Below are 16,102 nucleotides of genomic sequence, written 5' to 3' on the forward strand. Positions count from 1 at the left end.
CCATTTCCACCATTGTTATCTCCTGGCTTCGTGCCGCCATCTCCACCATTGTTATCTCCTGGTTGTCCATTTGAATCCGTGTTTATAGTCCCTATTAGTTCTATCGTATTTCTTACACGAATTCGATCACCTTCAGCGAATTTTCCTGAAAGCCCAACTGCCTCTAAAGTGTCACCAACATTAAGGCTAGGAACAGGCCCATTTTGTTTTGCAATATAGCCATCTGTAAATACTAATGTCGGACCGGAACCATCATCAATCACATAAGAGTTCTCGTCATACTTCGAAACAACTGTTCCTTTTACCTTAACAAGTAGACCTTGATTTGTAGCAGAAGTTGCTTCGCCAGTCGCGACCTGCTTCGGTTGGACAGGTTCACCTTTTTCTAGTTTAATTACATCTTTTGCAAAGCTAGTAAACTCTAACTCTTTGTTATTTTCATACGTCTTGATGTGTCCATAGACACGAACCTTATCGCCAGCTTTCAAAGAACCATCCGGAACTTCAAGGAAGGCCATAATTCCGCTCGTATCATCTTGTAGATAGAAGGCATCAAAGAACACACCGGCACCGGTTGTTACTGTTCCTTCTACTACGACATTCGTATCATCCGCTAGTTTTCGGACATCGGCGATTTTCGCTACTTTCATTTCACGATGTGCTAACCAGTTTATTGCATTTATAGTAAACTCGTCATTTCCTTTTGGTTCAAATGACTCATCCATTTGTTTGTCGTTGAAGATGTTCATACCGGAAACAACGACACGGCCATTCTCACCAATTTCTTCAGAAGCGATTAAAGGAATCGCTGAACCGCCAGTTTCATCGGATACAGCATCATAGGTGTAACCGCCTTTAATGTTACCTTGATACGTTGTTTCATTTCCTTTTGCAAGGATTGTCACCTTACCACTTGCTAAAAGCGGCTGATTGTCAGCCCCAGAAAGACTTGTTCCGCTGTAATAATCGATAAACGAAACGCGGTCGGTAATATAATTGGAAACTAATCCAGGATGTAATCTGACTGCATATGGGCTAACCTTTGGATCACCCCAGAAGTTTCCAGTCTTGCTGTCATCAAATACACCGTCATTCCCCATTCGAATTGCCGTTCCAATATCACTTAATAATGCATTATTAATGGTTGGATCTGTAGAGCCATTATTACTCTTTCCAGCCATTAATAAAGAACCTCCATTTTTTACGAATTTAGAAACTGCATCTCTTTCAGTAGCTGATAATGCTGTTCTTGCATGTGTTAATACTAATACTTTTACACTGCTTAATACTTCGTCTGATAGGACAGCTTTATTTTCGGTAACTGTGTAGCCTTCTTTTTGAAGCATTAGTATAAAGGCTTTTAAGTTATCCTTATACGTACCGCTGTCAGCACTTGTATTTTCATTGCCATGCGCCGCATCAATTAAAACTGTTACTCCAAGCGGCTCTTTAATTTTTACTGGTATCGTATACTTCACATTTCCAATATCGAGACCATCCGTCGAAGTCACTACAACTATAAGCTGATGGTCGCCTTTCAATGGATTTGCCCATGTAGTTGTTGCACCGGCTGAGCCCTTCGATAGAATCGATGAAATATTATTGGTTCCTATCAAATTCTCAGGCTTCACTTCATCGTAATAGAAGTCTACTTTCAGATTCTTGATGGCTTCCATACCGTTATTGGCAACTGTTGCTGTTAATTTAGCTGGGTTTCCGCCAATAATAACGCCTCCGTCAATATCAATACCGTTTACTTTTACATCAACAGATTCTTCTTTTGACCAAATTGGTGAAGAATAAATTCTTTCGCCATCCATTTGTGTAACTTTAACGACAAACCATTGCTGTCCGCCTGTTACAGTATACGTTGGATTCCATTTAAAATCTTTTGTCATTGGTGAAATCGAGTCAACAACCTTACCATTATTTGAGATCAATTCAACCTTGGCAATTCGATCATCAGATTTATAGCTTTTCGAAAGATAGCTATATTCAGGGCTATTGCGATCTTCAGCAACATCGTCGCTCCCTTTAATGTCAAATTTTAATGTTTTGTTATCAACGGTTGAACCCATATAATAGCCATTTGCTAATACATCTAACTTAAAGTTTGGATCTTCTTCCATATACACCCGCATATTCCGCATTGCGTGCATTAAGGAATCTTGTGAAAGATCGTCCGAAACGATAACAGTACGAGCGTTCGTTTGACCCCATGTGCCATCGTGGTTGTCTTCCCCATAAGTAGGAGCTACATGCCAGCCTAAGTCTAAGGCCGAGAAGAATTTACCTTCCGCATTGGCATAACCATAGTGACCTGAACCATTACCAACTTCTAACATTGTAAATAACTTGTCTAAATCTTTATTGTAAGGCTTAAAGTTATTAAATGCATTTGCAGACATATCTGGATGGTTAAATTGGCCGACGATATCATCGTAAGTCATAACCCATGCATAGTACTTGTTTAAATCTTGATATTGCTTTCCATTAATATTTCGATCAATGAAGTTATCTGTTCCAAAAATATTTGAGTGTCCCCATGTTGTTGAAGTCATTTCAAATGCAGGGAAGACAACATAATCACCATTTTTGGTGTATTGCTTTGCTAAATCTTTTGTTAACTGCCATTGGTCGCCACCCGTACGTTCCTGCATACCGCCGTGATCAACAGTATCTGTACCCAATTTTTCAGGGTCAATATCATGTGAGTGATCAGAGAAAGCAAACCAATCATAATGGTGGGCTTTACCAGCTTTTAATGCATCTTCTGGCGTACCAGCAGCATCGTGAGAAATATTTGTGTGGTTATGTGTTGTACCGCGGTAATGATTTCCACCTGTAAAGCGCGGTACAACTTCGAATGTCCATTGTTTTTCAGAACCGTTGCCTAGAACGTCTTTAGCAATTACCTTCACAGTGTGCTTTCCAAGTGTAAGCTCTTTTTCAGGTGTATATTTTACTTGTGTTTTACTAATGACTGCATTCGGTGCTTTTAACTCTTGATCGTCCAGCCACAATTGTACGGTTGTTTCATCGACACCGCTTGGATCATCAATTAATGCTGAAATTTCAGGTGTTGGACTTTCAACTTTTGTACCATCCTGTGGGGTTTCCCCATTGATAGTTGGTCCAAAGGTATCTTCAATTAATGTAACGGCATATGGAATTTCACTTGTTCCAGCTGTTTTGGTTTGCGTACCAGCTTTTGCTTCAATATAATACTCGAAGCCTTTTTGCGGTACATCAGCTGCTGGCAATGTTACCGTGTAACGGCCTTCACTGCCCTTTACCATAGGTAATGCTGTGTATTCTGTCGCTCCAGCTGCGCGGTAAAAAGCAGTAACTGACTCTGCTCCATCGGCATTTGCAGCAAATTCTAGGCTTGTTCCTTTGTAAACTTCTTTAATCGCTGTATGAGTAATCGCTAGAATTGGTGAAATATCCTTAGGATCACGTGGATACAATTGGTACCCGTTTGTTGCTGAAGCATTGGTTGTATATTGACCTAATACACCTGTAACGGTATAGCTTTTTCCAGTCACAAGGTCGTTATCTGGAACGATTCCAGTTGTCGCCATAACGCGCAATGTCGTTGCTTTATTATTTTCGTCAACAAAGGTTACGTTCCAGTTTGGCGGTGTACTCGCTACAGCTGAAACCTTACCAGTGACAGAAACAAGACTTCCTTCCAGCGGCTCTGCTGTTGCATACGTATTTAAATCCATAATCGTCAGTGTTTTCAGAGCCGGGATTGGATTGCCTTCACTTAATTTCACAATAGCTGTCGCTTCTAATTCTACTAAGCCATTGTATTGTAAAACCTTACCTGTTACACGGACTTTATCGCCTTTAAGTGTCTTAAACGGCGTATCTAAGTTACCAAAAATATTGATTCCTGCTGTTCCGTCTTGAATATAGTAGTTTTGCTTCTGTGTTCCAAGGATTTGGTTGTCAACAGTCGCAACCCCTTCAACTGTGAAAAATTTATTTAAGTTCACAGCTTGTCCTTTATCGTCAGACTTACGAACATCAGCAATAGTGGAAATCGTCGCTGTATCCGCTTTTGTCACGGAAACAGGAACACTTTCCAACATAATTCCTTTAGGGCTAGTCGTAATCTGTGTTACATAAACGGTATCTGGAGCACTTTTGATTGTTGTCGTAAAATCTCCTGCTATTCCCGCTGTAACGGTTGATAATTTCTCACTAGCATTCGCATTAACGTTCGGATAGACATTCACGATGGCACCTGCTGCTGCAGTGGATGCACTGCCGATTAATGTGCCTGTGCCATTATTAATACTATAGCTTAATTTATCTTGAGCGATTACTGCGCTTGGTGCTGCTACACTAATTTGAATCGCTGCACTTTCATCTAATTCGCCTTGCTTGGCCGTAACATATACGGATGATAATGCTTTAACAGAGGTGAAACTAATCGAAAATGAACCATCTGCTCCGGCAGTGTCCGTTCCAAGCGCCGTCCCTTTGGAGGCGGTTTCATAAACCTTAATTATCGAGCCAGGTTCAGCTGCATTCGCTTGACCGACTACTTTTATATCATTGCTGTTTTGCGTAAATTGAATGTTTGTTCCTTTGACCTGTAAGCTCGTGACTGGAACCATTGGAGTTTCCGCTGGGCTTGCAGAGTTTCTTGGGACTGGAGTTGCTGCTACAAAATCTGCTGCGTTGTCATCAGTATCCCAAGCATTCCCTTTGCCGGGAGCAGGGGCTACGTTTGAATACGGTCTACGTTGAGCACTTGTTGTATTAGATACAGCAGGTGTAGGCCCGACATTTCCTTCATATGCATCTGTTCCTGTTCCATATCCAACAAAATCAACTACATTTTGAGGTTTTGACCCTGTTAATAAAGTAGAATCTGAGACTAAAGCAACTTTACCTGCTGAACCCCCTAAATCAATTCCACCTACTACATCAGCTTCTGGTAACGGTTTATCCTTAACAGTAGTACCAGCAGCTCCTTGAATCAAAAAATAGCCGTGTGCTTTTATAGTTGTTTTATCACCAATTATGGAAGTAGACTTCCATGTGTTACCTTTAGTGCTAGCATATTGTACTGACCAATCTTTTAAATCAACATCCTGATTAGTAGGATTATAAAGCTCAATAAAATCGTTAGAGTATGTGGCGTCCTTGTTTCCACCACCACCATACACTTGGGAAATTACAATGTGATCTGCTTGCTCCGCATAGGCTTTGCCTATTAATCCACTTGGCAAAAATGTGCTAAGCAATAATAGAGCCGCCATGATCATACTTGTCATACGCTTGAACCTTCGATTGGTTAAGCTCATCCATCTACCACCCTTTTCTTCTCTGATTTACACAACGATAAGTATTTCCACCTATCGTGTAGTGATTTCTATCACTCTATCATTCTACAAAATTTTTAGAATTTATGATATTAATTTTTTGTAAATTATTATATAAATATTTGATTGCTAATTAATTAGCTGTATACATATATGTTCAAAGTATGATTATATAAAGAGGAAATGGATTTTTGATTATTTTTGTTATATTCAGGAAATTATATTAACATAATATTTAGGAGGAGCTCCAATATGTCGATATTCAACAAAATTCGACCAAAAGTCAGACATCTAACCTTGCTGTTGCTATCAATTATTCTCTTTACCTGTATTTCATTTCCCCACAGTACATCCGCACATGCTTACAGTGTTAGTTATACAAAAATAACAATGGATAATAAAAATACAGAAGTTGTTTTTTCACTGGATACTTTATCGGTTTTAGAGTTAATACCCACTGTTGATAAAAACAAAAACTATATTCTTGATCAGACAGAAATCAAAGAGAATGCCCACCATTTAGAAGAATTAATCACTGAAGGCCTTACATTAGATAAGGGCAATATGGAACAATCACCAAATATCAAAAAAATGAAAATTGTCAAAAAGGAAAACAAAGAATTTCTTTCAATCACCATGTCATTCCCAGCGTTTGCACCTGGTGAGACATTAGTTTTTAATGATGGATTCTATTATAATGATACGGGCACAAATTACGTCAATCTCATCTCTGCATCATATCTGGGTGAAAAAAGCGAAGCAGCTTTAGAAGGGAAAAATCGGACCTGGACAATGTTAATAACGGAAATGCAGCAAGAACAGCAATCAGGAGAAGGGGAAGCGGTTCAGCCATCTACCGAACCAAAACAAACAGAGAAAGCTCATCCCGTCAAAACCACCACTTCATCTTCCTGGTTTTCATTTCTAAAATTAGGGATGAATCATATTCTTACAGGTTATGATCACTTATTGTTTCTACTATCACTACTAATCGCTAGACAAACATTCAAGCAGATTGCAGCAACGATTACTGCTTTTACAATTGCACACAGTATAACATTAACGCTTACAGTCATAGGCATAATCAACATACCTGCAGGTTTTGTGGAACCAGCTATCGCTTTAAGCATTTGTTATGTATCATTGGAAAATATATTCCGCAAAAAAATTAACTATCGGTGGGCCTTAACTTTTGTTTTCGGTCTTATTCACGGGATGGGCTTTGCCGATATTTTAAAAGAAATGAATATCCCTAAAAGTGCATTAGCTATCGATTTAGCTAGTTTTAATATTGGAATTGAAATCATTCAATTAGCAATCGTCATCCTGCTTTTACCACTTCTAACAATATTGTATCGATCAAAGTACTCTAGAAAGGCTATCGTTTCTATTTCGTTTTTTGCTTTTCTATTAGGCGCTATTTGGTTAATCGAACGACTAGTATCTTAAAGAATTTACCTTATATATGAAATGCGAGAAGGGCCTCTCAAATGAGCAGGATCCTTCTTTTTTAGTTTTATAATGGGACCCTGTTATAGGTAATTTATCTATATTGTTTTATAAATTGCTTTATTTTTTGTTAAAATGAGATAATATCAAGAGATAATAATATAATTTTTCAAAAATAAGGGGTACAAAGATGTTAAAACAAAAGAATAAATCGCAGCATTTAGCGACGATTTCTCTTGCGGTCATGGCAATCGGATTTCTGGCAACTTTGCCCATACGGGATTCACTTTGGGGAATCATCCTGCAGGGAGGATTTGAAGCTGGTCTTGTGGGGGGGCTTGCAGATTGGTTTGCGGTAACTGCCTTATTTCGGCACCCATTGGGTATTCCAATCCCCCATACGGCATTGTTGCCAAAGAATCGAAAGAGAATTATCGCAGGGATTATCTCAATGTTGGAAAATGATTGGTTGACTAAAGAGAGTATTCGAAAAAAAATTGATACAATCAATTTTTCTAAAAAGCTATTTGAAATCGTTGATAAGGAATTATATTCAAAAGCAGTTCAAAAAAACTTTATCCTCCTTATTCAACATTTGATTAAAACAGTGGATACAAAAAGAATTGCTCCTATAATTGAAGAAGAATTAAAATCACAGCTGAACAAATTAAATACTAATAATTACCTGCCAGTGATGGTTGATCAAGTCATGGATAGGAAATACGATGAAAAAACACTTGATTACATTCTGAAAGAAATTAATGAATGGGCCGAAAAGGATAGTACGAAGTTTAAACTTGGCGGTTTAGCCGTTGATGCTGTGGAAAATATTAAAGCAGATGGGTTTATGCAATTTGCATTAAAATCATTTAGTAATCTTGTGAACGAAGAAAAGCTTGGTAATATTATTCAAAGTCTCATTCTAAAAGGGGTGGCTAGCTACCGCGATCCTTTTAATCAAAATAGGCAAACGTTAATGATTCATATTCACAAAAAGCTGCAAGCAATCAAAAATGATGAGAAAATTTACGAAGAACTTAGTCAATTAAAAACCCATTTGATTACTAAATGGGAACCTGAAGAACAAATACTCTCTTTTCTCGAGCAATTGCAGCAAAAAGCATATGATTTAGTCGAAAATCCAAGTTTCTTGGAAGATTTCATTCTTCCTATGATCAATGACGGACTAGAAAATCTTAAAGCAGATTCTGAAAAAGTTAAATCTTTAGAAACATGGATTAAGCATCATATCTCCAGTTTTATTGATAAAAATCATTCAAGGATTGGGAAACTTGTCGAGGAAAATTTGGAGAAATTAGATGATAAAACCCTCATTCACATGGTTGAAACGAATGTGGGTAAAGACCTACAATGGATTCGCGTCAATGGAGCCGTTTGCGGATTTTTAATTGGGCTTATTTTAGTGGGGATTAAAGCTATTATATAAATATGGGGTCGCTACTTGATAGCGGCTCTTTTTGAATTTCGTAGGAAAAAAATCATGTATTGTCCATTAAAAACCAGGTTCTTTTTCAGAATATTCCCTCATATTTAGTACTGTAGTCACTATTTTTAGATCAAAAAGGGGGAAGAAAAATGGCAGTTAAGTTTATTAAAATTTCTGTTGTGTATTTTGTCATTGGAGTTTGCATCGGTATGTATATGTCAATGACAGAAAAATTCACCTTCACACCCGTTCATGTTCATATTAACTTATTAGGCTTTATGTCGATGGCGGTCGCTGGACTTATCTATGTCGGCTTTCCAAATGCCGCTGCAACGACACTTGCAAAGGTTCACTTCTGGCTTCATAATATTTCCCTTCCTATCATGATGATTGGACTCGCTTGCCTTGTATCAGGAATGGAAAAGGCCGGTCCTGCGGTTGCTACTGGTGGTACTTTGATGGTTTTAGGTATTATAGTCTTTGCTATAAACATCTTTAAAAATGTAAAAAGCTAATCTGTCCTTATTTTATATCGTGATTAAATCCTTCTCAATTTAAAAGACACCCACCATGGGTGTCTTTTAATATCCCCTAAACACGTATTGTTCTTTTGGAGCACCTGTTGTTGACCACTCTTCGACTTTTAAATAGGGAATATTCGTTTTAAATGGTTGATAATAAATCGTGGAGATTTTCCCTTTCACCGTTACCCACTCATCATTTTTCAATTTCGTACCATCAGGCATATCAACAAGCATTCCAAAGACGCCAGAATCAGCAATACAGTGAATTACCCCAAATCGAAAGATAAAAAGCTGATTTTTATCAATAGTTTCCTTATCATTGAAGACAAACCCTTTAAATTCAATTTCTTTTCCTAGAAAATCACCTGGAAAATTATAAATTGTTTCCATTCCTTTTAGGTAATTTTGGTCATTTAAGGTAATCATACTTTGATTAACGTACTTTTTCTTTTCCTTTTTCATTAATGAATCATAATCATCTTTTCCGTAATATACACTTGTATCCGGACGAAGAAATTGCTGCTGCATAAAGGAGTCTCCTTCACTCTCATCATAGATTGGGAAATGAAAACCCTTTGCTTTCACAATATTAGAATCTAACGTCGCGATGGGAAAAAATAAACCAGAAATAATCGGAAAAGCTAAAATTGGGTACACATACAACTTTTTATACCATTTGTTATCCTTTGAATGATTATGACCACAATGATCATGATCACATCCTCCATCTTTTGAAGAATCTTTATTCAGCATCAGAATTTGGACAATCGTTAACACGAGCAAGGCATAGCCAGCAGTTGCTGATAGGTAAGAATATTTCATATTAATATATTTATTTATATCTCCGGTAATATGCAAGTGAAAAATTAAATACGTAAAGCCAATTAGGATTAAACTTCTTATCATCGTAACAACTCCTTAAAACAGTAAAGAGTATCCAAAAACAAGTACAAAAGTAGCAATAACAATCATAAATACAAGTCGTTTTTTAAATGTTGCAAGCATCATCATTAAATTCTTGATATCCACCATTGGGCCAAAAATAAGAAACGCTAATAGTGAACCGGTTGAAAATGTTGTTCTAAAAGAAGATCCGATAAACGCATCTGCTTCCGAACATAAGGAAAGAATAAACGACAATGCCATCATTACCAAAGAAGACGATGCCGGCCCTTGTCCAATTGAAACCAGAATCGACGTTTTAACATATGTTTGCACAGCAGCAGCGATGAGAGAACCAATTACTAGATATTTTCCCATTGAGAAAAATTCTTCTACGGCATGCTCAAGTGTACGCCACACTTTCTTCCAAAAAGTAGCCTTTTCATGCTGATGATGGTGATGATAATTTTCTTTGAAGGGGTTCCCTTTATATCGATAAGCAATAAATACCCCTGTTACAATCGCCACTATAATAGCACCAATCCCCCGATAAATCGCCATTTTCCAGTCGCTTCCAAAAGCGATAAAGGTTGCAAATAATACAACTGGATTGATAATCGGAGCCGTCAGCATAAAGGCTATACCAGCGGAAATAGGCACACCTTTTGATACGAGACGGCTAACAATCGGAACAATTCCGCATTCACAGGATGGAAACAATATACCTAAAAAACTTGCAAAAACCACTGCAAGAATACGATTCTTCGGCATAATTTTTGCAATCATTTCTTCAGTAACAAAGATTTGAATAATTCCTGAAATTAAAACTCCCAAAGTGACAAAAGGTAAGGCTTCAATAAGGATTGAAATAAAAATGGTATTCATCTGTAAAAAAGATTGCGGTAATGACATACCAAACATAGTAGTCCTCCTATATCACAAAACTCATGGAAACTACTATACTCTCATTCTAATATTTCGTCCAACGATAAATATGGGATAAACAAGAATATTATTCCTTTAAGCCTCAGAAATTGAACACGCCACCGACCAATTAATGGCGGCGGCGTTTGAATCATCGTTAGTCCTTTTCTAAGTATTGCTTTCGCAGCTTCGCTTTTTCCTCAACTGATTTTCTGTAATTGTAGTTATATATTGCACCTTCCCAATCCCCATACATAGGGTTAGGGAACACGATTAGTTTTTTGCCGAATTCTTCTTTAGAATTATCAACAGCTTGAAGTCTTCCGGAAACTGATAACTGATCGAAGCCGCTAAAGTCCCCTAAGTTATCACCAAATAACAAAACAATTTCATGTGTCTTTGCGACTTTCATCCGCCGAGTTTCTTTGCCTTTTTCACCTGGCTGTTTTAATAAAACATGATCTGCGCCCACTTGGGGTGCACCAACACTTTGTAAATTTTTCATTGTCGCCTCTTTTTGAGCTTCTTTGCGGTTGGATATGTAATAAATCGCAACCCCCTTAGAATCTGCATATTGTAAAAACTCAACTGCTCCAGGTAAGGCACTAGCTGCGCCCCTGCTAAACCATTCCCTCCACGTGAATGGTTTACCTTGTCCATTAAGCACAAACCATGCAAGATGGGGACTATTATCAAGGATTGTCTCGTCAATATCAAGAACAATCGCAGGCTTTAAATCTTTATTTTTCGGCCATTTACTAAGGATCTCATCCAATCTCATTTTTCCTATATAATAACCCTGGTAGTATAATGCCTTTGCTTCCGCAGATTTTTGGTACCAAAGAACGGACATTGTATTTTGCTCATATAAGTTCATCGCAGGCCTTATTGCAGGTTCCGCCCTAACAGGTATACTCCTTAGCGGAAGCAAAAGTACCACTACCATGAACAACCCTGTCAACTTCTTCATAAACGTGGACCTCCTTTTTTATTTCATATTGTTAGTATGTGAAAAAAGGCAAAATCCTACATGATAAAATAAAATAAAAAAAACAGCAGGCTCTACATATAGAACCTCGCTGCTTTCGAATGTAAGTGATATTTAATTAACTAACTTGTTGTTTCTCTATCGGTTCAACTGAAGCTCGCTTATGGAAGCCCTTCATATAATAAACCGCCACCAAAAAGACGATGAAAAGCGGACCTATAATAACCGCAATTCTTGTATCAGCACTATAGGCCATAATGCCAATAACAAAAGCTAAAAATGCAAGTGCTATATAGGATGAGAACGGGTAAAGAGGAAGCTTATATTTTAATGTTTTCACTTCCGCAGGCTTCAGGCTCTTACGATATTTAAGCTGTGATATAAGAATGATTCCCCATGTCCAAATCGCACCAAATGTGGCAATACTAGATAACCAAGTAAATACTTTTGCGGGTACAATGTAATTCAACACCACTCCGATTAATAGCGCAGATGCAGATGCTAAAACTGCTTTCCCGGGAACCCCACTTTTTGTTACATTGCCAAATTGCTGCGGTGCCTCACCATGTTCTGCTAAATTAAATAGCATCCGGGCTGTACTAAAAATCCCACTATTACAGGAAGAAAGTGCTGCAGTTAGAACAACAAAGTTAATAATTCCAGCTGCACCCTTTATACCAATTTGTTCAAACGTTAAAACAAATGGGCTCCCCTTTGTCCCGATTTCTTCCCAAGGGTAAATAGACATAATTACAAATAGTGCGCCTACATAAAAAATCAAAATTCGCCAGAAGACTGTATCAATTGCTCGGGCAAGCGATTTTTCTGGATTTTTTACCTCACCGGCTGTAACTCCGATCATTTCTAATCCCAAATAAGCAAACATAACCATTTGTAAAGATAATAAAATACCTTTCATTCCATGTGGAAATAGTCCTCCATTTTCCCATAGGTTAGAAATCCCTGTAGCAATGCCGCCATTTCCAAATCCAAAGAAGATCATGGCCGCACCAACAGCAATCATTGCTAAGATGGTTACAATTTTAATCAGGGCAAACCAAAATTCTAATTCCCCATATGCCTTAACGGCTAAGAAGTTGATCGTTGCCATAATGATTAATGCTGCAAGTGCCCAAATCCATCGTGGAATAGATGGGAACCAATATTCCATATAAATCCCTATAGCGGTGATTTCTGCCATACAGGTAACAATCCATAAAAACCAATAATTCCAGCCTGTGATAAATCCTGCAAGCGGACCTAAATAATCACGGGCATATGCACTAAAAGAACCAGCTACAGGATTTTGAATGGCCATTTCCCCAAGCGCTCTCATAATAAAAAACATGATAAGACCTGCAACTGCATATCCAACTAAAATCCCTGGTCCTGCCATTTTAATGGTTGTAGCAGAGCCAAGAAATAGTCCGACACCAATGCAAGCACCTAATGACATTAAAGCAATATGTCTTTCCTCTAAACCACGATGAAGTTCTTTTCCATGAGTACTGTTGCTCATTTATTAATCTCCCCTTTGATTAAAAAACTTCAAATTTCTCAACCAACCAATTTGTTCTTAACTCCCATCTCATCTAATAAGGACCTGGTTAATAATATTTTAAACTTTCTTAAGATAAAAATAATATTTTTATATACTATAACAATTATTGCTTTTTTTCTACCTCCTTTAGTCCTGTTAGCGCTTTCAATTAAGAATAGTTCAAAATATTATTTTTTTGAACTTTGGATGAAATTATTTTAACATTATTGTGAACATTCTTTTTTTGTCTAAATACGAGAATTTTTTGGATTTTTTTTGTAAAATTAAACAAAGACAACTTTGGGTTTTTCTGTTTTTTGAAAACTAGACTTAAATAGATTTATATAACTTGTGGAGGTTACCAGTTTGAATGCTAAACAGCAGGATCCATTTAAAACGTCATTTGAAAGTTTAGATGAGTTTGCCGATCTCATTAGTCAAGTATTGAAATGCCCGATTACGATTGAGGATGCAAACCATCGCCTTCTTGCCTACAGTACACATGATGAACGAACAGACCCGGCAAGAATTTCTACGATTATCGGTCGAAGGGTGCCGGAGAAGGTGATCAATCAATTGTGGAAAGAGGGAACCATTCCCGCACTGCTAAAGACTCGTGATCCCATTCGTGTAAAGAATATGAATGATATAGGTCTTAACCATCGAGTGGCAATCTCTATTTGGAAGCAGGATGAGGTATTGGGATATATTTGGGCAATCGAAATCGATAAAAGACTGACAGATGAAGAGTTAGAGTTACTAAAAAAGGCTGCAGATGCCGTAAAAAATAAATTGTTGCAGCTGCAAACGCGGAAAAATAAGAAAGAAGAACATTCACAAGAATTCTTTTGGAAACTATTAACAGGCCACCTAAAGGGAGAAAAGGAGATTTTAGAAAACTTTCAATCGTTGCAAATCACTCCTGCCCCTTCTTTTGCCGTAGTGGTATACCAATTCCGGCAAAATATCACAAGTAAAGAGGAGCAATCAATCTCTTATCTATTAAAAACAAGCCAACGGTTAAAATTTATGCTCTATACAATTGATTGCAATCAACTTATTTTATTAGTTTCTACTGCCAATATCGCTGATCCCTTTCATGAGCTAGACCATTTCGCTCAAGGCTTTGTTTGGAAAATGAATGAACGGTACGGAATTACTGATATCACACCAGTTTATAGCAGTATTTATAAGGATTATCAATTAATCGACAAAGCTTATAAGGAAACATTGGCGGTGCTATCGATTAAAGAAAAATTTCCTTTAGAAACAAAAGATATTTTCAATTATCAAAAACTAGGGATCTATCAATTATTTGAGATCATTCTTGAAAAAAGACGAAATCAAGACTATGAAAACGACTCATTAAAACGACTTCATGACTACGACAATAAGCATAATAGTAATCTTGTCGAAACATTAGAGGTGTTTCTAAATCAAGATAACAATATTAATGATGCGGCTAAAGAATTAAATGTCCATGCCAATACATTAAATTATCGCTTAAAACGTATTGCGGAAATTGGAGTTGTAAATTTCAAGGATCCCAACCAAAAAATGATTCTTTATCTCGATTTAAAACTCGAAAAATATAAGGGGATTTGAACATTTTGTGAAAATCCCCAAAAACAATGAAACTATTTCTCCATTCTTAACAAAGAATTTCTGTGGATTGCATTTTATACTTTAGCCATAGCAAAACATTACAAAGTTATTTAGGGAGGAATTACGGATGTTAATTGGGGTACCTAAAGAAATTAAAAATAATGAAAATCGTGTGGCGCTGACGCCTGCAGGTGTCGTATCGTTAATAAAAGCTGGTCATACAGTATTAGTAGAAAAAGAGGCAGGAATTGGAAGCGGTTTCAGTAACGAAGATTACGCAAAAGCTGGTGCAGAAATTCTTGAAAGCGCTGACCAAGTTTGGACAAAATCAGAAATGATTATGAAAGTAAAAGAACCACTTTCAAGTGAATATCAATACTTCCGCCCAGGTTTAATTTTATTCACTTATTTACACCTTGCTGCAGAACCGGCATTGGCACAAGCACTTAAAGAGAAAGGTGTTCTTGCTATCGCTTATGAAACTGTCGCGGTTAACAGAACCCTTCCACTACTTACACCAATGAGCGAAGTAGCTGGGCGCATGGCTGCTCAAATTGGTGCTCAGTTCTTGCAAAAGAATAACGGCGGTCAAGGAATCCTGCTTGCAGGTGTCCCAGGGGTAAACCGCGGTAAAGTAACTATTATCGGTGGCGGTATCGTCGGTATTAACGCTGCTAAAATGGCAATCGGTTTGGGCGCAGATGTAACGATTATTGACTTGAGCGCAGACCGACTTCGTCAACTAGATGATATTTTTGGAAATCAAGTAAAAACTCTAATGTCAAATCCATTCAACATCGCAGAAGCAGTTGCTGAAGCTGATCTTTTAATCGGTGCTGTCTTAATCCCAGGTGCAAAAGCTCCTAAGCTTGTTACAGAAGAAATGGTTAAATCAATGAAGCTGGGTTCAGTAATCGTTGATGTTGCGATTGATCAAGGCGGTATTGTTGAAACTAGTGATCATATCACAACACATGACAACCCAACATTTGTAAAACATGGTGTTGTTCATTATTCTGTTGCAAATATGCCTGGTGCTGTTCCAAGGACTTCAACAATTGCTTTAACAAATGTAACGGTTCCATATGCGTTGCAGATTGCCAATAAGGGTGCTGTAAAAGCTATTTCAGAAAATGCTGCATTAAAGCTTGGTGTGAATGTTGCCAATGGGGAAATCACTTATGAAGCGGTAGCAAAAGATCTTGGTTTTGATTATGTATCGGTGGAAAATGCGTTAGAAAAAGAACTTGCTGCGCTTTAAAATTAAAAGGATGTCTTCAATAGGTTTAAGCCTATTGGAGACATCCTTTTTTTGAAAGATAAGAAAGGATAAATTTTGACTTTGAGAATTGTCCAGCTCCAGCTCCCTAGCGGCTAGTGTCCTTCGCTCTCCGCCCTACG

At 37.6% G+C, this 16,102-nt stretch carries 10 protein-coding genes; 5 read left to right on the forward strand and 5 right to left on the reverse strand.

Annotated elements, in window-relative coordinates; translation table 11 throughout:
• A partial coding sequence (locus BABA_RS23660) for a lamin tail domain-containing protein (RefSeq protein WP_007087797.1) occupies positions 1-5,324 on the reverse strand: 5,324 nt, incomplete at its 3' end.
• 270 nt (positions 5,325-5,594) lie between these two features.
• Between BABA_RS23660 and BABA_RS23665 the strand changes: the two genes are divergently transcribed.
• The 3 genes from BABA_RS23665 (at position 5,595) to BABA_RS23675 (ending at position 8,753) form a co-directional block, all read left to right on the forward strand.
• Positions 5,595-6,791 (forward strand): HupE/UreJ family protein, encoded by a 1,197-nt coding sequence (locus tag BABA_RS23665; RefSeq protein WP_007087798.1) that lies wholly within the window; start codon positions 5,595-5,597, stop codon positions 6,789-6,791.
• 190 nt (positions 6,792-6,981) lie between these two features.
• A complete protein-coding gene (locus tag BABA_RS23670; protein ID WP_007087799.1) occupies positions 6,982-8,238 on the forward strand; it encodes a DUF445 domain-containing protein in 1,257 nt (418 codons plus the stop codon).
• 149 nt (positions 8,239-8,387) lie between these two features.
• Entirely contained in the window at positions 8,388-8,753 is a 366-nt protein-coding gene (locus BABA_RS23675; protein WP_007087800.1) for a hypothetical protein, read from the forward strand.
• A 66-nt stretch (positions 8,754-8,819) separates the two neighbouring features.
• Here the strand turns inward: BABA_RS23675 and BABA_RS23680 are convergent, their stop codons facing one another.
• The 4 genes from BABA_RS23680 to BABA_RS23695 all read right to left on the reverse strand — a co-directional run bounded on the left by BABA_RS23680 (position 8,820) and on the right by BABA_RS23695 (position 13,075).
• Positions 8,820-9,668, reverse strand: a complete 849-nt coding sequence (locus tag BABA_RS23680) for a TIGR03943 family putative permease subunit (protein ID WP_007087801.1) — start codon at positions 9,666-9,668, stop codon at positions 8,820-8,822.
• A gap of 12 nt (positions 9,669-9,680) precedes the next feature.
• The gene (locus BABA_RS23685; protein WP_007087802.1) at positions 9,681-10,565 is read right to left on the reverse strand and encodes a permease; all 885 of its coding nucleotides are present in this window, start codon (positions 10,563-10,565) and stop codon (positions 9,681-9,683) included.
• A 160-nt stretch (positions 10,566-10,725) separates the two neighbouring features.
• On the reverse strand, positions 10,726-11,538 hold the full coding sequence (locus BABA_RS23690; RefSeq protein ID WP_007087803.1) for a 5'-nucleotidase, lipoprotein e(P4) family: 813 nt from the start codon (positions 11,536-11,538) through the stop codon (positions 10,726-10,728).
• Positions 11,539-11,674: 136 nt separating this feature from the next.
• Positions 11,675-13,075 carry an amino acid permease gene (locus tag BABA_RS23695; protein ID WP_007087804.1) on the reverse strand — a complete coding sequence of 467 codons (1,401 nt, stop codon included), beginning with the start codon at positions 13,073-13,075 and terminating at the stop codon, positions 11,675-11,677.
• Between the two features lie 387 nt (positions 13,076-13,462).
• On the opposite strand from BABA_RS23695, the gene BABA_RS23700 reads away from it, so the two are divergent.
• Both BABA_RS23700 and ald read left to right on the forward strand, forming a co-directional pair.
• A complete protein-coding gene (locus BABA_RS23700) occupies positions 13,463-14,701 on the forward strand; it encodes a PucR family transcriptional regulator (RefSeq protein WP_007087805.1) in 1,239 nt (412 codons plus the stop codon).
• A gap of 127 nt (positions 14,702-14,828) precedes the next feature.
• On the forward strand, positions 14,829-15,962 hold the full coding sequence (ald, locus tag BABA_RS23705; protein ID WP_007087806.1) for an alanine dehydrogenase: 1,134 nt from the start codon (positions 14,829-14,831) through the stop codon (positions 15,960-15,962).
• Positions 15,963-16,102: the final 140 nt, after the last annotated feature.

Source organism: Neobacillus bataviensis LMG 21833, from assembly GCF_000307875.1.
Classification (GTDB): domain Bacteria; phylum Bacillota; class Bacilli; order Bacillales; family Cytobacillaceae; genus Neobacillus; species Neobacillus bataviensis.

What these genes read in the sequence shown, in the direction of transcription:
- BABA_RS23675 (WP_007087800.1), top strand. Translation starts at nt 8,388, where the DNA reads ATGGCAGTTAAGTTTATTAAAATTTCTGTTGTGTATTTTGTCATTGGA.
- BABA_RS23685 (WP_007087802.1), bottom strand. Translation starts at nt 10,565, where the DNA reads ATGTTTGGTATGTCATTACCGCAATCTTTTTTACAGATGAATACCATT.
- BABA_RS23665 (WP_007087798.1), top strand. Translation starts at nt 5,595, where the DNA reads ATGTCGATATTCAACAAAATTCGACCAAAAGTCAGACATCTAACCTTG.
- BABA_RS23690 (WP_007087803.1), bottom strand. Translation starts at nt 11,538, where the DNA reads ATGAAGAAGTTGACAGGGTTGTTCATGGTAGTGGTACTTTTGCTTCCG.
- BABA_RS23670 (WP_007087799.1), top strand. Translation starts at nt 6,982, where the DNA reads ATGTTAAAACAAAAGAATAAATCGCAGCATTTAGCGACGATTTCTCTT.
- BABA_RS23680 (WP_007087801.1), bottom strand. Translation starts at nt 9,668, where the DNA reads ATGATAAGAAGTTTAATCCTAATTGGCTTTACGTATTTAATTTTTCAC.
- BABA_RS23695 (WP_007087804.1), bottom strand. Translation starts at nt 13,075, where the DNA reads ATGAGCAACAGTACTCATGGAAAAGAACTTCATCGTGGTTTAGAGGAA.
- ald (WP_007087806.1), top strand. Translation starts at nt 14,829, where the DNA reads ATGTTAATTGGGGTACCTAAAGAAATTAAAAATAATGAAAATCGTGTG.